General features: G+C 64.7%; 19 protein-coding genes. 8 read left to right on the forward strand and 11 right to left on the reverse strand.

The window, feature by feature from the left end; genetic code table 11:
- Positions 1-76: 76 nt before the first annotated feature.
- The gene (pth, locus tag MET49242_RS17780; RefSeq protein WP_036284945.1) at positions 77-682 is read right to left on the reverse strand and encodes an aminoacyl-tRNA hydrolase; all 606 of its coding nucleotides are present in this window, start codon (positions 680-682) and stop codon (positions 77-79) included.
- Between the two features lie 64 nt (positions 683-746).
- A complete protein-coding gene (locus MET49242_RS17785; protein WP_036288622.1) occupies positions 747-1,376 on the reverse strand; it encodes a 50S ribosomal protein L25/general stress protein Ctc in 630 nt (209 codons plus the stop codon).
- Between the two features lie 262 nt (positions 1,377-1,638).
- Here MET49242_RS17785 and MET49242_RS17790 point away from each other — a divergent pair, with 262 nt between their 5' ends.
- The 3 genes from MET49242_RS17790 to murA all read left to right on the forward strand — a co-directional run bounded on the left by MET49242_RS17790 (position 1,639) and on the right by murA (position 4,423).
- Positions 1,639-2,862 carry a beta-ketoacyl synthase gene (locus MET49242_RS17790; protein ID WP_036288625.1) on the forward strand — a complete coding sequence of 408 codons (1,224 nt, stop codon included), beginning with the start codon at positions 1,639-1,641 and terminating at the stop codon, positions 2,860-2,862.
- Positions 2,863-2,933: 71 nt separating this feature from the next.
- The gene (locus MET49242_RS17795; protein WP_036284949.1) at positions 2,934-3,128 is read left to right on the forward strand and encodes a hypothetical protein; all 195 of its coding nucleotides are present in this window, start codon (positions 2,934-2,936) and stop codon (positions 3,126-3,128) included.
- Positions 3,128-4,423: a UDP-N-acetylglucosamine 1-carboxyvinyltransferase gene (murA, locus tag MET49242_RS17800; RefSeq protein WP_036284952.1), complete on the forward strand. Its 1,296-nt coding sequence runs from the start codon at positions 3,128-3,130 to the stop codon at positions 4,421-4,423. Before MET49242_RS17795 ends, murA begins: the two co-directional genes overlap by 1 nt.
- Positions 4,424-4,618: 195 nt before the next feature.
- Here murA and MET49242_RS17805 read toward each other — a convergent pair whose 3' ends face one another.
- Positions 4,619-5,836 (reverse strand): LL-diaminopimelate aminotransferase, encoded by a 1,218-nt coding sequence (locus MET49242_RS17805; RefSeq protein WP_036284955.1) that lies wholly within the window; start codon positions 5,834-5,836, stop codon positions 4,619-4,621.
- Between the two features lie 393 nt (positions 5,837-6,229).
- On the opposite strand from MET49242_RS17805, the gene MET49242_RS17810 reads away from it, so the two are divergent.
- On the forward strand, positions 6,230-7,636 hold the full coding sequence (locus tag MET49242_RS17810; RefSeq protein WP_036284958.1) for a hypothetical protein: 1,407 nt from the start codon (positions 6,230-6,232) through the stop codon (positions 7,634-7,636).
- Between the two features lie 112 nt (positions 7,637-7,748).
- Here MET49242_RS17810 and MET49242_RS17815 read toward each other — a convergent pair whose 3' ends face one another.
- From MET49242_RS17815 to MET49242_RS25800, 5 genes are all read right to left on the reverse strand, one after another.
- Positions 7,749-8,642, reverse strand: coding sequence for a retropepsin-like aspartic protease (locus tag MET49242_RS17815; protein ID WP_036284960.1), 894 nt, complete (start codon positions 8,640-8,642; stop codon positions 7,749-7,751).
- 61 nt (positions 8,643-8,703) lie between these two features.
- Positions 8,704-9,075: a hypothetical protein gene (locus MET49242_RS17820; RefSeq protein ID WP_244430849.1), complete on the reverse strand. Its 372-nt coding sequence runs from the start codon at positions 9,073-9,075 to the stop codon at positions 8,704-8,706.
- Positions 9,066-10,085, reverse strand: a complete 1,020-nt coding sequence (hemH, locus tag MET49242_RS17825; protein ID WP_036284961.1) for a ferrochelatase — start codon at positions 10,083-10,085, stop codon at positions 9,066-9,068. Before hemH ends, MET49242_RS17820 begins: the two co-directional genes overlap by 10 nt.
- 115 nt (positions 10,086-10,200) lie before the next feature.
- Entirely contained in the window at positions 10,201-10,995 is a 795-nt protein-coding gene (gene panB, locus MET49242_RS17830) for a 3-methyl-2-oxobutanoate hydroxymethyltransferase (protein ID WP_036284962.1), read from the reverse strand.
- A gap of 55 nt (positions 10,996-11,050) precedes the next feature.
- Positions 11,051-11,188, reverse strand: coding sequence for a hypothetical protein (locus tag MET49242_RS25800; protein WP_192815607.1), 138 nt, complete (start codon positions 11,186-11,188; stop codon positions 11,051-11,053).
- 293 nt (positions 11,189-11,481) lie between these two features.
- Here MET49242_RS25800 and rpsF point away from each other — a divergent pair, with 293 nt between their 5' ends.
- The 3 genes from rpsF to MET49242_RS17850 all read left to right on the forward strand — a co-directional run bounded on the left by rpsF (position 11,482) and on the right by MET49242_RS17850 (position 12,841).
- Entirely contained in the window at positions 11,482-11,901 is a 420-nt protein-coding gene (gene rpsF, locus MET49242_RS17840) for a 30S ribosomal protein S6 (protein WP_036288632.1), read from the forward strand.
- Positions 11,898-12,134: a 30S ribosomal protein S18 gene (gene rpsR / locus MET49242_RS17845; protein ID WP_016917696.1), complete on the forward strand. Its 237-nt coding sequence runs from the start codon at positions 11,898-11,900 to the stop codon at positions 12,132-12,134. Before rpsF ends, rpsR begins: the two co-directional genes overlap by 4 nt.
- Positions 12,135-12,415: 281 nt before the next feature.
- Positions 12,416-12,841: a GFA family protein gene (locus tag MET49242_RS17850; RefSeq protein ID WP_036284964.1), complete on the forward strand. Its 426-nt coding sequence runs from the start codon at positions 12,416-12,418 to the stop codon at positions 12,839-12,841.
- 49 nt (positions 12,842-12,890) lie between these two features.
- Here the strand turns inward: MET49242_RS17850 and MET49242_RS17855 are convergent, their stop codons facing one another.
- The 3 genes from MET49242_RS17855 to MET49242_RS17865 all read right to left on the reverse strand — a co-directional run bounded on the left by MET49242_RS17855 (position 12,891) and on the right by MET49242_RS17865 (position 17,162).
- The gene (locus MET49242_RS17855; protein WP_036284966.1) at positions 12,891-13,682 is read right to left on the reverse strand and encodes a class I SAM-dependent methyltransferase; all 792 of its coding nucleotides are present in this window, start codon (positions 13,680-13,682) and stop codon (positions 12,891-12,893) included.
- A gap of 209 nt (positions 13,683-13,891) precedes the next feature.
- Positions 13,892-14,815, reverse strand: a complete 924-nt coding sequence (locus MET49242_RS17860) for a PD40 domain-containing protein (RefSeq protein ID WP_202804168.1) — start codon at positions 14,813-14,815, stop codon at positions 13,892-13,894.
- A 529-nt stretch (positions 14,816-15,344) separates the two neighbouring features.
- Positions 15,345-17,162: a glucan ABC transporter ATP-binding protein/ permease gene (locus MET49242_RS17865; RefSeq protein ID WP_036284970.1), complete on the reverse strand. Its 1,818-nt coding sequence runs from the start codon at positions 17,160-17,162 to the stop codon at positions 15,345-15,347.
- Between the two features lie 201 nt (positions 17,163-17,363).
- Between MET49242_RS17865 and MET49242_RS17870 the strand changes: the two genes are divergently transcribed.
- Complete coding sequence (locus MET49242_RS17870; protein ID WP_051134294.1) at positions 17,364-19,298, forward strand: bifunctional diguanylate cyclase/phosphodiesterase; 1,935 nt, start codon at positions 17,364-17,366, stop codon at positions 19,296-19,298.

Here is a 19,298-nt window from a genome sequence, read left to right on the forward strand (position 1 = left end):
CGAGAGGTCCGTTGAGAGAGTTTTTGTCGCCGCGGTCGCCGCCGACGGGCGCGCATATCGTCCGTTCGGTCGCGAATCACGCCTCGCCGACGCGCTTCACCGCGCCGAAGCCTTTCGCTTCGAGCGCAAGATGCAGCCTGTTCTGCAGCCCGGCGTCGTCGCCCTTCACGATGAGATCGGCGTTGTCGGCGATGGCGTCGCAAAGCGCCTCGACCCATGGCTCCTCGCTCCGGCCGAAGTCGTTCAGCACATAGGAATGCACCAGCGATTTGTCGCCCGGATGGCCGATGCCCATCCGCACGCGCTTGTAATCGTTGCCGACATGGGCGGTGATCGAGCGCAGCCCGTTATGGCCGGCGACGCCGCCGCCGGTCTTTACGCGGCATTTGGCGGGGGCGAGATCGAGCTCGTCATGGAAGACGACGATTTCGCCCACGCCGATCTTGTGAAAACGCGCGGCTTCGCCCACCGAGCGGCCGCTTTCGTTCATGTAGGTTTGCGGTTCGAGCAGCATCACGCGCTCGCCCGCGATCGTTCCCTCGCGGGAAAGGCCCTGGAAGCGGGCGCGGGCGGCCGGAAAGCCATGTCGGCGGGCGATGGCTTCAATGGCCATGAAGCCGATGTTGTGGCGGTTTCTGGCGTAGGCGCGGCCGGGATTGCCGAGCCCGACGAAGAGCAGCATGGAAGGCCCCGAAAGAAAATGGCCGGGAAGGTCCCGGCCATTAACACAGGAAGCGGCGTCGCGCTTACTTCTTTCCGCCCTTGGCCGGAGCGGCCGCAGCCGCCGCGGCGGCGGGCTCCTCGACGCCGCCGGCCGGCGGGGCGAGGCTCGCCACGGTGAAGTTCTTGTCCGGATTGGTGGGCTTGCAGCCCTCCGGCAGCGGAATCGCCGAAATATGCAGCGAATCGTTGAAGTCCATGCCGGCGAGGTCGGCGGTGATCGCCTCCGGAATGTTGTCGGCCGGCACCCACATCTCCACCGTGTGGTAGACGATGTTGAGCGAACCGCCGCGCTTGATGCCGGGCGCGGCGTCCTGATTGATGAAATGCACCGGCACATTCACCTTGAGGCGCGAACCGGGCTTCAGGCGCAGGAAGTCGACGTGCAGCGGGAAGTCCTTGACGACGTCGAGCTGATAGTCGCGCGGAATAGCGCGCTCCTTCTTGCCGTCGATGTCGAGTTCGAAGATCGTCGTGAGGAAGTGACCCGCGAAGATCAGCTGGGTCGTGACCTTCTTGTCGAGCGAAATCGGCAGGGGCGCTTCGCCGCCGCCATAGAGTACTGCTGGAATACGGCCCTCACGGCGAACGCTGCGGGCGGCCCCCTTGCCGGTCCCGCTGCGCACCGTGGCCGCGAGCGTCTTCATCTCGGCCATGTCGGTGTCCTTTGCAAAAAGAAAAAGCGCGCCCATCGCCTCCAGGGGTGTCGGAAACACGGCGCGCAGCCGCAGCTTATAGGGGAGGGCGGCGGGCGAGGCAAGGCGGGCCGCATTTCACAGCCAGCGCGCATGTCATTATAATATCAACGCCCGCCAAGGTTGCGTATAAGCCCTTAAAGAACAAGCCATGGGCCGCGTCGCCGGCGAATCAGCCGCCGCGCGCATGTTGCGCAAAATTCGTCACAGGAGAGTGAGCCGTATGACGCCGCCAGCCAATATTTCGCGCCGAAGGGTCGTCATTACCGGCATGGGGGCCGTTTCGGCCGCCGGCGTCGGCGCGCAGGCGCTGTGGGCGGCGGCGCGCGACGGCGTCTCCTGCATCAGGCCGCTCAAGCTCGCGCGCCCCTATCCGGGCCGCATCAAGATAGCGGCGCAGGTGCCGGATTTCGATCCGGCGGCCCATATCGAGCCGGAGATTCTCCCCTATTGCGATCCGTTCACCCAGTTCTCCATCGTCGCCGCCGACGAGGCGCTGGCGCAGGCGGGCTTTGCGCGCAAGGAGGTCGGGGGGCCGCGCACGGCGGTCGTCATCGGCACCGGCATCGGCGGCGCCAAGACGATCGACGACACATCCTATGTCGAATACGCCGAAGGGGGCCGTCCCGACACGCTCGCCGTGCCGCGCCTCATCCCCAGCGCCGCGCCCACGACGCTCGGAATGCGTTACGGCGCCAAGGGGCCGACATTCGCGCTGGCGTCGGCCTGCTCCTCCGCCACGCAGGCGATCGGCGAGGCCTTCGAGATGCTGCGCGCCGGCCGCGCCGACCGCGCCATCGCCGGCGGATCGGAAGCCTGCGTCACCAACGGCTCGATCCGCGCCTGGGAGGCGCTGCGCGTGCTGACGCCCGACCTCTGCCGGCCCTTCTCCACGAAGCGCAACGGCATGACGCTCGGCGAGGGGGCCGCGGTGTTCATCCTCGAAACGCTGGAGTCGGCGGTCTCGCGCGGCGCGACGCCGCTTTGCGAACTCGCCGGCTACGGCACGACGAGCGACGCCTTCGATCCGCTGCGCGCGGACGTCGAGGGTCCGGCGCGGTGCATGCGACTGGCGCTCGAGAGCGCCGGGCTGGAGCCCGGGGACGTCGATTATCTCAACGCCCACGGGACGGCGACCTACGCCAACGACATCACCGAATCCGAGGCGATGCGCGCGGTCTTCGGCGACCGTCCGCCGCCCGTGTCCTCGACCAAACCCATCCACGGCCATGCGCTCGGAGCGAGCGGCGGGCTGGAGCTCTCGGTCGTCATCAACGCGCTGCGCGAGCAGATCGCCCCGCCGACGATCAATTTCATCGAGCCCGACCCGAAATGCCAGGTGGACGCCATCCCCAACCAGGCGCGCAAGATGCCGATCCGCGTCGCGCTGTCGAACTCCTTCGCCTTCGGCGGCATCAACGCAACGCTGGTGGTGAAGGCGCTCTGATCGGGCCTGCTTGCCACTCCCTCCCCAAAGGCCTAGGAAAACCCGCGATTTCCCGCAGGATCGACGACACGATGACGGAAGAGGGCAAGGAAACCGCCCCCGCCGCCCCAAAAGGGGCCGAATCGGGCGTGAAGTCTGGCGGCCATGCCGCAGGCAAAAAGAACGCCGCAGCGCTCTCGGCTGCTCTGCGCGCCAATCTGGCCAGGCGCAAGGCGCGCGACAGGGCGTTGAAGGCCGCAGGCGAAAAAAGCGACAGCGAGGGGTGATGGACAAGATCAAAATCGTCGGCGGCTCGACGCTCAACGGCGTCATCCCGATCTCCGGCGCCAAGAACGCCGCCCTGCCGCTGATGATCGCGTCGCTGCTCACGAAAGAGACGCTGACGCTGGAAAACATGCCCCTGCTCGCCGACGTGACGCAGCTGGAGCGCATTCTCGGCAATCACGGCGTCGACTTCACCATTTCCGGCAAGCGCGCGGGCGATACGGAGAACTCCGGCCGCACGGTGCATTTCACCGCGCGCGAGATCGTCGACACGACGGCGCCCTATGAGCTGGTGTCGCGCATGCGCGCGAGTTTCTGGGTCTTCGCGCCGCTCCTCGCTCGCATGGGCGAATGCCGCGTGTCGCTGCCCGGCGGCTGCGCCATCGGCACGCGGCCCGTCGACCTGCTGATCATGGCGCTCGAGAAGCTCGGCGCGCATATCGAGATCGAGAACGGCTATGTCGTCGCCACCGCGAAGGACGGCCTCGTCGGCGCCGAGATCGAATTCCCGAAAGTGACCGTCGGCGGCACCCATACGGCGCTGATGGGCGCCTCGCTCGCGCGCGGAACCACCGTGCTGCGCAACGCCGCCCGGGAGCCGGAGATCGTCGATCTCGCCGATTGCCTCGTGAAGATGGGCGCGCGCATTTCCGGCGCGGGCAGTTCGACGATCGAGATCGAGGGCGTGAGTTCGCTCCATGGCGCGCGTCACGCCGTTCTGCCGGACCGGATCGAGGCCGGCACCTACGCCATGGCGGTCGCGATGACCGGCGGCGACGTGCTGCTCGCCGGCGCGCGCGCGGATTTGCTGCAGGCGGCGCTCGACGCGCTCGTCGAAGCGGGCGCGAAGGTGAGCGAAACCAACGAGGGCCTGCGCGTGTCGCGCAATGGCTCGGGAATCATGCCGGTCAACGTCGAGACCGCGCCTTTCCCCGCCTTCCCGACCGACCTTCAGGCGCAGTTCATGGCGCTGATGACGCGCGCGCAAGGCGTGTCCCGCATCACCGAGACGATCTTCGAGAACCGCTTCATGCATGTGCAGGAGCTGGCGCGCCTCGGCGCGCATATCCGGCTCGAGGGCGATACGGCGATCGTGACCGGCGCCGATCATCTCGACGGCGCGCCGGTGATGGCGACGGACCTTCGCGCCTCGGTGTCGCTCGTCATCGCGGCGCTCGCCGCGCGCGGCGAGACGACGATCAACCGCGTCTATCATCTCGACCGCGGCTTCGAGCGGCTGGAGAAGAAGCTGTCCGGCTGCGGCGCGCAGATCGAGCGCATCAGCGGGCACGGGTAAGGCGTCTGAAAATCGGGCGGCCGTCGAGCCGCCTCCACCCTTGTTAAACATGCTCCATGGCGGCCTCGTCCTTCGAGACGCGAGCTTCGCTCGCTCCTCAGGATGAGGCCTAATCGTTGGCGCATAAAAAGAAGCCCCTCATGCTGAGGAGCCTGCGCAGCAGGCGTCTCGAAGCACGAGGGGCGTCAGCCCCTTTCACCCCCGCGCCGCGAGAGGCACGACATTGTGCAGCTGTCCGTCCGCCGCATCGAAGAAGCGGCGCAGATTGCGGGCGGCCTGGCGGATGCGCTGCTCGTTCTCGACGAGCGCGAGGCGAACAAAGCCTTCGCCATGTTCGCCGAAGCCCTCGCCCGGCGCCACGGCGACGTCGGCCTTCTCGATGAGAAGCTTCGAGAATTCGAGCGTGGACATGTTGCGGAAACGCTCGGGCGCGGGCGCCCAGGCGAACATGGAGGCGCGTGGCGCAGGGATCGGCCAGCCGGCCTGCGCGAAACTCTCCACCATCACGTCCCGGCGCTTCTTGTAGATCGCGCGCATCTCCTTCACGCAATCGTCCGGCCCGTTGAGCGCGGTCGCGGCGGCGACCTGAATGGGCGTGAAGGCGCCATAGTCCAGATAGCTCTTCACGCGCGCGAGCGCCGCGCAGAGGCGCTCATTGCCAACCGCGAAGCCCATGCGCCAGCCCGCCATGGAGAAGGTCTTGGACATGGAGGTGAACTCCACCGTCACATCCATCGCGCCCGGCACCTGCAGGACCGAGGGCGGCGGGTTGTCGTCGAAGAAGACTTCGGCATAGGCGAGGTCGGAAAGGATGAAGATGTCGTGCTTCTTCGCGAAGGCGACGAGGTCCTTGTAGAAATCGAGCGAGCCTACTTCCGCCGTCGGATTGGACGGATAGCAGACGATGACCGCGATGGGTTTTGGAATCGAATGGATCATCGCCCGCTCGAGCGCGGAAAAATATTCCGGCGTCGGCGCGGAGGGGACGGAGCGGATGACGCCGCCCGCCATCAGGAAGCCGAAGGCGTGGATCGGGTATGACGGGTTCGGCACCAGCACTACGTCGCCCGGCGCCGTGATCGCCTGCGCCATATTGGCGAAGCCCTCCTTGGACCCGAGCGTCGCGACGATCTGCGTCTCGGGGTCGAGCTTCACGCCGAAGCGGCGCGCATAATAATTCGCCTGCGCGCGCCGCAGGCCGGCGATGCCCTTGCTGGCCGAATAGCGGTCGGTGCGCGGCTTGCCGGCGGTCTCGACGAGCTTGTCGACGACATGTTTGGGCGCGGGCAGGTCCGGATTTCCCATGCCGAGGTCGATGATGTCGGCGCCGCCCGCACGGGCGCGCGCCTTCAGGCGGTTCACCTGTTCGAAGACATAAGGGGGCAGGCGCTTGATGCGATAGAAATCCGACATTCTGTCTTTGTTCCGGGAATGGCCGCGCGAAGCGGGGAGTCTAGCCGATTTTGGCGGGGCGGGGGAGGGGTCGGCGCGACAAGGGGGGTGATTTCAAATCCCGGCTCTTGGCAGGGTCCTGGCACGAACGGGTCCTCGAACGCTCGCGTCCCCGGCCGCCGCGCCCCCGCTTGACGCATATTCGAGTCGGATTCATAGGCTTGGGTCGCGAAGGCGCGAGGTCCCGCGATGGCGTCCAAACGCGACGCGCCGTCGGCCGGGTGTTCGGGGCTACTGGCGGTTTGAAATTGGGTCATGCACGGAGTGCAGCCAGGGGCGTTTGGCTAATTTCGAATTAACGCCCACAGCGACGATCTTCTGATTCGTAATGCGTCTCTCATCCGGAGACTTCGAATGAAAAAGCTCTCGAGAAACGAACTTCTTGAAGCTGCGCGGAAATTACGCGCCGCCGCAGAGGGAAAATTTGTCCTGCCAGAAACCTGCGGCTTCGGAAACAATGCCTGCGCTGAAGCGAAGCACGACTATTTTTTCCCGGTCGCCGACCGATATGTTCGTTTCATGCTCGAAGTCGAGCCAGACCCGGTATCTGCTTGCCCTGCCGCTCTCAGAAGGCTTCCACTCAAATTCAAAGGCGAGGTGGTTACGTTAAACACGAGCGCCTCCTCCCGGTTATTGGACGCTTCGGAGCTGAATATTCTGATATTGGCTTTCTTGCTCGGCGTAAATTTGCCGATGCAATTGAGCGACGCCTCCAAAGGCAAGGGCAAGAAGCTTCTGATCGGCATGGCGCCCACGCTCACCCTCGATTGCGGCGTAGTGTCGACTGATTCTTGCGATCCGGGGGGGAAGGGCGAGCATCATCAAATCGTGACCCGACTTTATGAGTTGTCGAAAGAATTCTTTGATAGCGAGGCCGAGGGGCTCGAGTTTTGGGCGTTCCGTGTCGTGAAGTCTTTGGGAAACAGGCCGGGCATCGCAGTTGAAGGCGTTGCAAGCGACAGTGTCGAACGGGGCGGCCCGGCAGCGTCTGAAGAATCGGAGTCGCGGCTGCCTGCCATGACCGCATCCCGCCATTTGAGATTTGCGGAGATCGACGGTCAAAAATTTCAGCGGACAGGGGCGCTGATAGAAGTTCCGTGCATCGACGGGGAAAAAATGTCGACAGCGGTCACGCGTCGCATTCCCGAGCGGAAATCGATGAACGCTTTTGCCGTGGCGGCGGCTGTTCTTGCTGAGATTGCGCTCATCGCCGCGCAAACATTCAACAGGCCGTTTTCGGGATCTTCGCCGCAGATGGCGTCAGTCGAGCAACTTTCTCCAGCGCTTACTGCTTCATCAGCAACGAATAAAGCTTCAGGAAACGGGAAAGCTTCGAACGTCGGCCAGCAAATTGGAGCGGATGAAATGGCCGCGTCCAATGTTTCCGCGAAGTCCGTTGCCGCGGATGGGGATGGCGCCGGTAATTCGTCGGCGCGCACAGGCGACGTCACTGAACATGCAAACAAGGATGGCGCGGACGCGAAATTTTCAGCCAATAACCTTGCTTCACCGAGCTCGTCCGCTGGAGCCGCATCCGGCGAACCGCGAGGAGGCGATGAAAATCCGGGCGCTGGACCATCGGAAAAAGGAAAAAGGCCTCTGGCTCATTCCGCTCGCCCCAAATCCGTCGCGGTCTCCAAAAGAAAGCGACAGAATGATTCGCTCAGCGTCATCGGCCGCACCGTCGACGGCTTTGCAAAACAATTTACGAAAGACCTGCGGCGCCTTCCCGGGCAAATATCCTCCATCTTCAATCATTGATTGAGCCCGCGAGAAACGCGCCGAAAATTTGTTGATGCGACCCGCCGGGCGCGTTGGCGTATATACGGCAACTGGCAAACCGGCCCGTCACGGCCCGCCGTTCACAGCCGGTCTACCTCCCCCGCGCATCCCACATCGGCCGGTCGGGCGCGCGAAGATCCAGCTCCCACGTGAAGCGGCTGAGCAGATTATAGCCCAGAATGAACGGCGTCTCCTTTCCCAGCGCCGCGCGCAGGGGGCCGAAGTCATAGGCGAGCGCATGGACGTCGCGCGCCACGCGCCCGTCGCCGAGATCGATCTCCCTGATCCGGTAGATTTTCGACGCAAATTTTTTCCCGCCCGCTTCGCTCGCCTTGCCCGCCGCCTTCTCCAGCGTGAACAGTTTTTTGTGCTTCCGGACAAAGGACTGATCGACGGCGCAAATCTCCGCGCCCGTGTCGAAGAGGCCCACGCTCGTGACATTGCGGACGCGAAGCTCGACGCCGACGAGGCGCCGGTCGGGGCCGAGCATGCGGAAGGGCCGCGCATGGCCGGTCGAAAGCGGCGCGCCGAAAAACACCATTTCGCGATGGTCGAAATCGAGCGTGAAGCGGGCGTTCTTGAAGAAATCCAGCCCCAGGAGATCGCCACCGTCGCTCGTCGGGCAGCGCGTGACCTCATATTTCGCGCGCGCGATGTCGTTGCCCTGCACAGCCTTCAGCGCGACATTCCTCGCCTCGACGTCGTCGCAACGGATCGTGAGCCCGGAGGCCCCCGTCGATTCGCTTGCGCCCATGGCCGGCAGGTCCTTGTTCCATGGCGCGAGCGCAATGCGGGTCGTGGAGGCGCCGGTGTCGAGGCGCATCGTCCCCATGACCTTGTCGAAGCGCATGGGCAGATAGACGCGCCCGCCGCCGTAATCGCCTTGCGTCAGCGTCATCGAAACGACGGAGCGGCTCGTCTGAGCGCCGGCGCCGTGAGCGCCGACCGTCAGGACGAAAAGGAGGAGGGCCCGAAAAAATCTCATGCGCCATAACGCCCCCGAACGCTTGCTCAAATCAAGAGTCTTTCAGGGGCCGGAAGGCGCGTCAGTTCGGAATCTTGACCCGCGCCGCCTTGCGTTTGTTGTCTGCGATGGCCCGGTCGAGCTGGGCGCCTGACGCCTCCATTTCAGCGGCGGTTTTCTTGCGGCTCTGCGCTGGCGCGGGCGTCAGCGGGGCGTAGTCGAGCTCACCGGGCCGCGACTGGCGCACGAAATCGGCGGACGGCGGCGGCGGCGCGCGCAGGCCGGTGGCGTCGAAGATGCGTCCGATCATCGAGCCGCCGGTCGCGGGCGCCTCCTGCGCGGCGGCGGGGCCGGCGAGCAGGAGGGACAGAAGGAGAAGAGCATGACGGCGAAGGATCATGTCGCGCATCAGGACATGGAATTGGGGCGCCAGTGGGCCGCCGCTCACGCCCATCCGGCGACCTCCCGTTTCGCCAGCGTCTCGAGGAGCCGCATCCCCTCCTCGCTGTCGTTGAGACAGGGCAGGCGCGCGAATTTCTCGCCGCCCTTTTCGAGGAAGAGATCGCGGATCTCGACGCCGAGCTCCTCGATCGTCTCGAGACAATCCGCCGAGAATCCGGGGGCCACGATGGCGAGGCGCCGGACGCCCTGCTGCGCCAGCTCGCTCACCACGTCGCTCGTATAGGGCTGGATCCATTTCGCCGGCCCGAAGCGCGACTGGAAGGAGAGGCGCAGCCTGTCGGCCGGCATGTCCAGCGCCTCGCGCAAAAGCCCGAAGGTCGCCTCGCAATGGGCGCGATAGGGGTCGCCGCGATCCACCTGCGCCTGCGGCAGGCCATGGAAGGAGGCGAGCACCACCTCGGGCTCGAAGTCGAGCGCGGCGAGTTCGCGCCGCACATTCGCCGCCAGCGCCTCGATATAGGCGGGATCGTCGTAATAGGGCGCGCCCACGCGCAGCGCCGGCTGCTTGCGCATTCTGCGCAGCGCCGCGAAGGCGTCGTCGGCGACCGAGGCGCTGGTGGAGGCGGCGTATTGCGGATAAAGCGGCAGCAGCGCGATGCGCTCGCATCCCTGCGCCATGAGCTCGTCGATCTTCGAGACTATCGACGGCGAGCCGTAACGCAGCGCGTAATCGACGATGACGGGCGCCTTTTCACCGAGCGCGCCGGCTCGCTCCCGCAGCTTTTCCGCCTGCAGGCGCGTGAATGTCTTCAGCGGGCCTTCGCCGTGTTCGTGGTTCCAGATCGAGGCGTAGGCGTGCGCCGATTTCCTCGGCCGCGTGTTGAGAATGATCCCGTGCAGCACCGGCAGCCACAGGATGCGCGGCAGGTCGACGACGCGCGGATCGGAGAGGAATTGCGCGAGGTAGCGGCGCACGGACGGAACATCCGGGTCGTCCGGCGTGCCGAGATTGACGATGAGCAGACCGACCGGCGATGCGGCGGCGGAAGTGGCTGGGGTCATATTTCGCCTGTTTTGCGAGAAGCTTCGCTCCGCCCCGGGGGCGAGAGCTTTGCGCCGACATATAATGCCTCCGCGCCGCGAAAAACACCGGCGAAGCGTCGCTCCCGCGCCCGGGTCACGCGCCCTGGCGGATCAGCCTTTCGAAGGCTTGGCGCTCCTCGTCCGCCATGTGGAAGGCGTGCTCCGGCGCCGGAAAGGCGCCGGCCCGCACGTCTTTCGCATAAAGACCCACGGCCTCGCGCAGCGCCGCGCCGACGGCTCCGTAGCGGCGATTGTGCTTGAAGTCCCGCGCCGTGATCCCGGCGAGGTCGTTGACGACGAGCACCTGCCCGTCCGTCTCCGGCCCGGCGCCGATGCCGATGGTCGCGGCTTTCACCGCGCGGGTGATGCGCCCCGCGAGCTCCTGCGGCACCAGCTCCAGCACGAGAAATTTCTGCCCCGCGGCGTCGAGCGCGAGCGCGTCGGCGTAGAGCTTGCGGGCGGCCTCGGCCGTGCGGCCCTGCCGGCGCTTGACTTCCTGATGCTGCGATTCGAGCCCCAGATGGCAGCAGACGTCGAAGCCCGTGGCCGTGAGCGCGGCGACGACGTCCGCCTGCGCGCCCTCGAATTTCACGCAGTCGGCGCCGGCGTCGCGCAGGACGCGGGAACTCGCGAGAGCCTGTTCGGGGGTGTCGTAGGTCGCGTAGGGCAGATCGCCGATGATATACATGTCCGGCGCGCCGCGCCTGACGGCCGCGATGTGATGCGCCATGTCGGCGAGCGTCACCTCGCGCTCGTGGGAATAGCCGAGGATGTTCACCCCCACGCTGTCGCCGACGAGGATGATGTCGACGCCGGCCTCCGCCTCGATCCGCGCGGTCGGCGCGTCATAGGCGGTGACGACGACGATCTTCTCGCCTCGGCGCTTCATCTGTGCAAAACGATCGGCTACTGGCACGGGGCGGCTCCGGCGGCGCGCTCGAAAATCAGCGCGCGGAGGCGTCCCGGCAGGCGTTCGGCTGGCCCGGGACGCGAATATCCTGAATGCCGCCGCATTTGTCGCAGGCGGAGAGCGCCGCCGAGAGGCCGACGAGCGTCAGAGCGAGTGCCAATCTGCGTTTCATGCCGCTTCCTCTCGGGCGATTTGCGCGGCGAACATATCCGCGCGCGCCGCCGCCGACAAGGATGGCGGACCCGCGCCCTTGCATCCTGCCAAAACCCGCGTATAACCCCGCCATCGCGACGTTCCCGGCCGGGGGCTGAACGGAAGCGCCGGCTTGCCGGCGTGGGTTTCCCTTCTTCCCGTGTCTCCGCCTTCGAACTTTCCTTCTCGAGCCTTTCCCCGGGGAAACTTCCCCAGAAACGCTCGAAGGGCTTGGCGCCGGAGCGGCTCGCGGCAACGGAAAGGCGAAAAATCATGCCTCTTTACGAGCATGTCTATCTCGCCCGTCAGGACATTTCTCCCCAGCAGGTGGAGGCTCTGACCGGGCAGTTCAAAAACATCATCACGTCGCTCGGCGGCACGGTCGGCAAGACCGAATATTGGGGCGTGAAGTCGCTCGCCTATCGGATCAAGAAGAACCGCAAGGCGCATTTCACGCTGCTCAACATCGACGCCCCGCCGGCGGCCATCGCCGAGATGGAGCGCCAGCAGAGCATCAACGAAGACGTCCTGCGCGTCCTGACGCTGCGCGTCGAGGAGCTTGAGGAAGGTCCGTCGGCGCAGCTGCGCAAGCGTGACGACGACGACCGCGGCGAGCGTCGCGGCCCGCGCGGCGACCGTCCGGAGCGTCGCCCGCGTCGTGAGGAAGGCAGAGCCGAAGGAGAGGCAGAATGAGCACCGCGCCCCGTCGTCCCTTCTTCCGCCGCCGCAAGTCCTGCCCCTTCTCCGGCGCCAACGCGCCGAAGATCGACTACAAGGACACGCGCCTGCTGTCGCGCTACATCTCCGAGCGCGGCAAGATCGTGCCCTCGCGCATCACGGCCGTCTCGGCCAAGAAGCAGCGCGAGCTGGCGCAGGCCATCAAGCGCGCCCGATTTCTGGGGCTGCTGCCTTATGTGATCCGGTAAGAGATCCTTTGTTCGCGACTTGAGAACCGCGCACCGAAAGGGGCGCGGTTTTTTTTATATGTAATGCCCGAATTTCGATTTTGGGGCTTCTTGTAAGCCATTCTCGGAACCAACAAGCTCTGTGCCGCTAATCTCGAAGTCCGCAATGCGCCAAAAGCGGACATTGAGAGACCGCTTTGCTTCACCAAATCCAACATATAGTTTGCCAAGGGCTGGGTTACGCGAGCGCAGCCTGGACGCTACGAAAAAGGCAGCAGACATAGCATAAACCGAGGGACGAAATGGCCACGCATAAAGGGGAGTGCTTCTGCGGCGCCGTGCAAATTGAAGTCAGCGGCGATCCTGAGACGTGTGGATACTGCCATTGCGGCTCGTGCCGATCGTGGTCGGCGGCGCCTATCAACGCCTTCACCTTGTGGAAACCTGATTCTGTTTCCGTGACGTCAGGGGCGGAATTTGTCGCCACATTCGAGAAAACGCCAAGCAGCCAGCGCAAATACTGCGTCAAATGTGGCGGTCATTTGATGACGGCTCACCCGTCGCTCGGCCTGATCGACGTTTACGCCGCGACCATCCCGACGGTTCAATTCAAGCCACAGGTGCATGTCAATTATTCGGAGACCGTGCTGCCGCTGCGCGATGGCTTGCCAAAGTTCCACGACTACCCGACCGATTTCGGCGGCTCAGGCAAAATGATTGAGGAATGACGGGCGACGCTTTTGCCATACAACCGTCAAATGAGCGACGGCTCAGAACCTATAGCTTCTGAGCTTCGAACATAATCGCTTGTATGGGCAAGGTAGAGCCGACGGCGCGCGTGAGCGCCGCCCCATATGCGCGAGCGATCTCGTCGAGATCGCCGCCTCGCTCTGTGACCTCGTTCAATACGGGGCTCCCAAAGACAATGCCGCGCGCGAACGCGAGCGCGTCGAATCGACGCGCATAGCGGAGCACGGAGATGCGGACATCGTCAAAACCAGCGTCAACGAGGCTTTCCTTGATCGGACCGGTCGCCGCGCAGGACGCTGGTTGCCTTATCCATTGCGGCGGCTCCTTCGGAAAGAAAGCTTGCAGGACGGCCAGAGCCTCGCTGACATAGGGATTGTTTTTTTCAGAGTCCCAGACTGAGAAGGTATAGCGTCCGCCGTTCCGCAACACCCGGTAGGCCTCACGGATGGCTCTCGGCTTATCGGGAAAGAACATATACCCAAACATGCAGACAATGGCGTCAAAGCTCCCGTCTCCCTGGGGAAGAGCGCAGGCGTCCACAATCTTGAACGACACGCGTTCGTCGTCCGGCGCTTTCGATCGGGCGACATTGAGCATGTCTTCGCTAATGTCGGTGGCCGTTAGTCTCGCAGCGCTCGCAAGCCGATCTAGCAAGGCCCGAGTTGCGACCCCAGAACCTGCCGCGATTTCAAGGACGTCCCTCGGATTAGCCGTCGCGACCCGCTGCGCCGCTTCTTCCGCGTAAGGAAGAAAAAGAACGGCGCCGAGCCCGCGATCGTAATTGATCGGGATGTCGCCGACATAACTTTTCGCGCTCATCCCGCGCTTCTTTCCTTACGCCTGCCTCACCGCCTGTATCGTTGAAAATTCGCGTTAGATCATCGATATTTTGAAAAAAAAGATAAGGAACACCACCATCGCCACAGCAGCCAGTCGGAGAAGATTCACCGAGTCCATAGGAGCATTCCTTTTGTTGACGAAGTTGATTTGCGCCGCTGTGACGCACCGACCGTAAAAGAGAATCTTCGTCAAAGTTTCGATCGCCCTGCCGCGAGCAAATTGGGTGGAGGGCCCATCGGCTCAAAGTTTTTCAAGAGCGGCACGTCGTCCTTCGCGACCCAGCGCAACTCCATGTCATAGCTGCCTTGCGGGCCCCAGCCGCCAGTGAACATCTTGCCGTCGGGCGTGAAGGTCCAGCACATCTCCTCGCCGCTGGTGTTGATTCCATCGCCGAGATTCAGTGGCTCCTGCCATTCACCCTCGGCGTTCTGATAGGAAATCCACTCGTCATGGCCGCCGCGTGTTCCCATGTCGGCCCGCGTGCTGGTGACGATGAGCGCCTTCCCGTCCTTCGAGAGTCCGGTCCAGTGCATGTGGTCGCGGTAGGGCGAGTTGATGCGCGTTCCGAGGCTCTCAGGCTTTTGCCAGACACCGTTCTTCTTCTCGACTTTCCAGATATCGCTGTCTTGCGTGACGCCTGGCTGCTGATAATTGAAGTAGATCAGGCTGTCCGACGCAATGATCGGGCAGTGTTCTTCGCCCGTCTCGGTATTGATGTGCGGCAGTTCGGGAACGTCGTTCCAGTTGCGCGCCGCCTGCCAGACGCCGTTGACCTTCTCCACGACCCAGAGGTCGCCTGTCGCGAGGTTTCCTGCCTTGTAGCGCGTGAAATAGATCACATTGCCGTCGTCTGAGAGCGCCGGCTCAAGCTCCCAGTCGGCCGTATTGATGTTCGGCCCGACATGCGGGTCGATGCTGGGACCAAGCTGGACAGGCTCCTGCCAGACCCCGTCGACATTGCGGGCCATCCAGACGTCGAAATCATAACGTGTGCCGGACTTCACGCTGCCGGGTCGAGTGGAGGTGAACAGCGCAGTCTTCCCATCGGCGCTATAGGTGATCTCCATATTCGTGCCGGGCGAGGAAAGCCCACCGCCCATCATCTTGGTCAAAGGGGCTGCGCCGCCCTCCGACCTGTTGGGCGCGGACCCTCCGCCCATCGCGTTAGCCGGGACATTCATGAGCCCAAGAGCGAAAAGCGTCCCGCCCAGATGTTTCCAGGAGCGGTGAAGTTTCATGCAGCTACCTGCCATTCGCTTGATTGCTGAGGTAACGCTTCTCCAACTTATCAGCGTCCCTCGCAAGCGACTTTGTCACGTTGACGAAACAGTATTCTCGCCATGTCGGTCTGGGGACGGCCAGCTGTGGCGCTTACGGTGAGGTGACAGCTCATGGTCGAAATCAGGAAGGAGGCGATCGCGCTTGGTGGCGAGGATGCATGCCTCTCGGGGCGCCGTCATCTTGCGGCCGACGGGGCCTCCCGTCACGACATCGTCAGTGCGCGAAGCAGGACCATTGCGCCAAGAACAAGCAACGCGAAGCTTTAACGAACAGAATGACTTTTACGGGTCAAAAGCGGTCATCCAGCGACTATCTCGACCACAACATGAAACTATGCGAAGCCGGATCGACGCGCGCGTCTCACCCCGCCCGCACCTGCGGGGCCGTCGCCTCATGCACGCCGTCGAGCGGCGTCGTCGGCGTCGTGGGCTCGGTCATGAATTGCGCCGCCGCCAGCGTCGCGAAGCGCCCGCCCTTTTCGACGAGCGTCTCGAAGGAGCCGCTCTCGACGATCTCGCCCTGATCGAAGACGAGGATCACGTCCGCATTGCGCACCGTCGCGAGACGATGGGCGATGACGAAGGTCGTGCGTCCCTTGGTCGCCGCCTCCAGCGCCTTCTGGATCAGCCGCTCGGTCGTGGCGTCGAGCGCCGAGGTCGCCTCGTCGAAGACCATGATCGGCGGGTCCTTCAGCAGCGCGCGGGCGATGGAGAGGCGCTGGCGCTCGCCGCCCGAGAGCGATCGGCCGCGCTCGCCCACGCGCGTCTCGCGTCCGTCGCTCTGGCGCGAGACGAATTCCGTCGCCTGCGCCAGTTGCAGCGCGCGGGCGACTTCCTCATCCGTCGCGTCCGGATTGCCGATGCGCAGGTTTTCCTCGATCGTGCGGGCGAAGAGCATGGGCTCCTGAAACACCACGCCGATGTTGCGCCGAAGCGAGACGAGCGTGAAGTCGCGGATGTCGACGCCGTCGATCTTCACCGCGCCCTCGTCGGGATCGAAGACGCGGTGAAGCAGGCCGAGCGTCGTCGATTTGCCGGAGCCCGTGGAGCCGACGAGCGCGATGGTCTGGCCGGGCTTGGCCGAGAAGCTCACATTGCGCACCGCCTGCCGGCGCCCGTCATAGGAGAAGGCGACGTTCTCGAAGGAGACGGCGCCCTTGAGCCTGCCGGCGTCCCGCGCGCCGGGCCGATCGGCGACGGCGGGCTTGGTGTCGAGCACGTCGAAGAAGTCCTTGATCTTCGCCGACTGCTGGAACAGCACATTGACGAAGCCCACGACCTGCTCGAGACGGCCGATGAGCATGGTCGCGAAATTCATGAAGGTGACGATCTCGCCGATCGTGGCGAGGCCGTGCAGGTGCAGATAGGTTCCGAGCAGGAAGATCGCGAGAATGGTCAGCGTCGCCGAGGCGCGGCTCGCGACCACGACCAGCGCCCACCACGACAACACGGGAATCTGCGCCGCGAGCACGTCGTCGATGATGCGGTTGAGCGCCTGCGACTCGCTTTCGATCCGCGTGAAGCTCTGCACGACCGGAATATTGCCGAGCGTGTCGGAGGCGTGTTCGGCCAGCGAGGAGTTGTAGCGCTCGACCAGCCCCTGCAGATGCTCGGTGCGCCTGAGCACGAAGCTCGTCGCGAAATAGAAGACGGCGACGAGAACCATCAGCAGCGCGCCGAGGCGCCAGTTCACCAGCAGCGTCGCCGGCAAAAGGATGAAAAGCGCGACGAAGGAGGCGCAGTTCTCGCGGAAGAAGGACAGCCAGAGGCCGAACATTGCGGCGCCGCCGTCGAGCATCGTCTTCAGCAGCCGGCCCGAATGCACATTGGTGTGGAAGGTCAGCGGCAGATTCAGCACATGGTCGAAATAATCCGACATCACCGCGAGCCGGCGCCGATGCGCGAGCCGGTCGGCGTTGAGGCCGACGAGGATCGCGCCGCCGATGGAGAAGATGCCGAAAGCGGCCCAGGCGGCGACGAGCGGCAGAAGGTCGCCCCAGGTCAGCGTCTCGCCCGGCGCCTGCGCGCGGGTCATGCGGTCGATGATGCGGCCGAAGAGCAGCGGCTCGGCGAATTGCGCGACGGCGAGCGCCAGATTGGCGACCACGAGGATCATCACAAGCCGCGCCTGCGGCCGCAACAGGCCGAGGACGCGGGCGTAGATGGAAAGAACCGACATCGAAAAGCCCGCAATATGCCCCGTCAGGCGCTCTACAGGGGCGAACGCCCCCGCGCAAGGCCCGGACGCCGCTTGCGGGCCATCGGCGACGACAGCCCCGCGCAGGCTTGACCGGATACCGTCGCCCCGCGCGGGAAGCGTCGAGAGGCCGCTAGAATGGTGGGATCCCCGGTGACGTATGGCAGGTCATTTCTGGAGCGGATGCGCAGCCTGTTCGCGGCTCCGGCCGACCCGCACGCCGCCGAGCGATTGCAGGAGGAGCAACTCGCGGCAGTGTGGCGAAACACCCCCGGAATGATGGCGGCGAATCTCTGCAACGCGCTGGTGCTGCTCGCCGCGCTCTGGGACACGCCGATGGCGGGCGCGGCGACGCTCTGGGCGAGCGCGCTGATCGCCGTCGTCGGCTACATTTACCTGCGCGCGCGGCGGCGCGCCCGCAAGCGTCTGACGACCTCGAGGCTGTCCCGCGTCTCGCGGCGCGCCGTCTTCAACGCGCTCCTTCTGGGCGCGCTCTGGGCGGCTGTCCCCGCTCTGTTTTTCATCGACGCGGACAGCGGCGGCCGGCTCATGGTCGTCTCGCTCACCGCCGGGATGCTTTTCGGCGGCGCCTTCGCCCTTGCGACCGCTCCGCTCGCGGCGCTGGCCTTCATAAGCCCGATCGTGATTGCTTCCGAGGCGACGTTTCTGCGCGGCGGCGATCCCGACCACATGCGCATCGCCATCGTGCTGGCGATCTACGTGGCCGTCCTGCTGCGCACGGTCTTCGTCGACGCGGAAAACCTAAGGAAGCGCGTGCTGACGCATATGGACGCCGAGCAGCAGGCCAGGACGGACGCTCTGACCGGCCTTCCGAACCGCCTGGGCTTCACCGACGCCATCGAACGCGAATTCGCGCGCATGTCGCGCACCGGGGCGGGATTCCTGCTGCTTTGCGTCGACCTCGACAATTTCAAGACGATCAACGACCGGCTCGGCCATCCGGCGGGCGACGAGCTGCTGGTCGCGGCGGCGGAGCGCATGCGCGCCTGCCTGCGGGGCTATGACGTCGTCGCGCGTCTCGGCGGCGACGAATTCGCCATAATCGCAAATGGCGTCGACGGTCGGGAAAACGCCGTCGCCCTGGCGGAGCGGATAATTCTCTGTTTCGACGAGTCATTCCTCATCGAGGGCCGTGAGATCTACGGGGCGGCGAGCGTCGGCGGCGCGCTTGCGCCGATCAACGGCGCCGATCAGCGCGAACTGGTCAAAAGCGCCGACATCGCGCTCTATCAGGCGAAGCAGCGCGGCGGCTGCTGGCGGCTGTTCGAATCGAACCACGACATGGAATCGCGCGAATCCCGCGCGCTGGAGCTCGATCTGCGGCGCACAATCAGCCTGCGGCAGCTTGCGCTGGTCTTTCAGCCGATCATCAATGTCGCGACAGGCAGGATCGTCGGATGCGAGGCCTTGCTGCGCTGGAACCACCCGACGCGGGGACAGGTCGCGCCGTCCCTGTTCATTCCGCTCGCGGAAAAGACCGGGTTCATCGACGAGATCGGGCTATGGGTCATAGAGGAAGCCTGCGCCGCGGCGGCGCATTTCCCGCCCGATTTTCGCGTGGCGATCAATATTTCCCCTTTGCAGCTGCGCCGGCAGGAGTTTCCCGATTGCGTGTTCGAGGCTCTGACGCGCACGCAGGCGGAGCCGAGCAGAATCGAGATTGAAATCACGGAGACGGCGCTACTCGCCGATGACGAGGTTTCGGACGCCGCGATCAGGAAATTGTCGGGCGCCGGGCTGAGCATCTCGCTCGACGATTTCGGGGCCGGCTATTCGTCGCTCAACTATCTGCGCAAACTGCCGCTGCACAGGGTCAAGATCGACCGCAGCTTCGTGGGCGACGTGCTCACGAAAAAGGATTGCGCGGCCATCGTCACGGGCGTGACGCGCATGGCCGCGGACCTCGACATGAGGATCGTCGCCGAAGGCGTCGAAACGCTCGCGCAATTGCAATGGCTGCGAAATGTGGGCTGCAGCGAGGCGCAGGGCTATCTCATCAGCCGGCCGCTGCCGCGCCAGGAGTTTCTCGCCTTTCTCGCCGCCTGGCGGCCCGACCGGCTGGAGCCGGCGTCCGCCGCGGGCGGAATGCTGCCCTGA

The organism is Methylocystis sp. ATCC 49242 (assembly GCF_000188155.2).
Lineage (GTDB): Bacteria > Pseudomonadota > Alphaproteobacteria > Rhizobiales > Beijerinckiaceae > Methylocystis.

What these genes read in the sequence shown, in the direction of transcription:
- pth (WP_036284945.1), bottom strand. Translation starts at nt 682, where the DNA reads ATGCTGCTCTTCGTCGGGCTCGGCAATCCCGGCCGCGCCTACGCCAGA.
- MET49242_RS17785 (WP_036288622.1), bottom strand. Translation starts at nt 1,376, where the DNA reads ATGGCCGAGATGAAGACGCTCGCGGCCACGGTGCGCAGCGGGACCGGC.
- MET49242_RS17790 (WP_036288625.1), top strand. Translation starts at nt 1,639, where the DNA reads ATGACGCCGCCAGCCAATATTTCGCGCCGAAGGGTCGTCATTACCGGC.
- MET49242_RS17795 (WP_036284949.1), top strand. Translation starts at nt 2,934, where the DNA reads ATGACGGAAGAGGGCAAGGAAACCGCCCCCGCCGCCCCAAAAGGGGCC.
- murA (WP_036284952.1), top strand. Translation starts at nt 3,128, where the DNA reads ATGGACAAGATCAAAATCGTCGGCGGCTCGACGCTCAACGGCGTCATC.
- MET49242_RS17805 (WP_036284955.1), bottom strand. Translation starts at nt 5,836, where the DNA reads ATGTCGGATTTCTATCGCATCAAGCGCCTGCCCCCTTATGTCTTCGAA.
- MET49242_RS17810 (WP_036284958.1), top strand. Translation starts at nt 6,230, where the DNA reads ATGAAAAAGCTCTCGAGAAACGAACTTCTTGAAGCTGCGCGGAAATTA.
- MET49242_RS17815 (WP_036284960.1), bottom strand. Translation starts at nt 8,642, where the DNA reads ATGAGATTTTTTCGGGCCCTCCTCCTTTTCGTCCTGACGGTCGGCGCT.
- MET49242_RS17820 (WP_244430849.1), bottom strand. Translation starts at nt 9,075, where the DNA reads ATGGGCGTGAGCGGCGGCCCACTGGCGCCCCAATTCCATGTCCTGATG.
- hemH (WP_036284961.1), bottom strand. Translation starts at nt 10,085, where the DNA reads ATGACCCCAGCCACTTCCGCCGCCGCATCGCCGGTCGGTCTGCTCATC.
- panB (WP_036284962.1), bottom strand. Translation starts at nt 10,995, where the DNA reads ATGAAGCGCCGAGGCGAGAAGATCGTCGTCGTCACCGCCTATGACGCG.
- MET49242_RS25800 (WP_192815607.1), bottom strand. Translation starts at nt 11,188, where the DNA reads ATGAAACGCAGATTGGCACTCGCTCTGACGCTCGTCGGCCTCTCGGCG.
- rpsF (WP_036288632.1), top strand. Translation starts at nt 11,482, where the DNA reads ATGCCTCTTTACGAGCATGTCTATCTCGCCCGTCAGGACATTTCTCCC.
- rpsR (WP_016917696.1), top strand. Translation starts at nt 11,898, where the DNA reads ATGAGCACCGCGCCCCGTCGTCCCTTCTTCCGCCGCCGCAAGTCCTGC.
- MET49242_RS17850 (WP_036284964.1), top strand. Translation starts at nt 12,416, where the DNA reads ATGGCCACGCATAAAGGGGAGTGCTTCTGCGGCGCCGTGCAAATTGAA.
- MET49242_RS17855 (WP_036284966.1), bottom strand. Translation starts at nt 13,682, where the DNA reads ATGAGCGCGAAAAGTTATGTCGGCGACATCCCGATCAATTACGATCGC.
- MET49242_RS17865 (WP_036284970.1), bottom strand. Translation starts at nt 17,162, where the DNA reads ATGTCGGTTCTTTCCATCTACGCCCGCGTCCTCGGCCTGTTGCGGCCG.
- MET49242_RS17870 (WP_051134294.1), top strand. Translation starts at nt 17,364, where the DNA reads ATGCGCAGCCTGTTCGCGGCTCCGGCCGACCCGCACGCCGCCGAGCGA.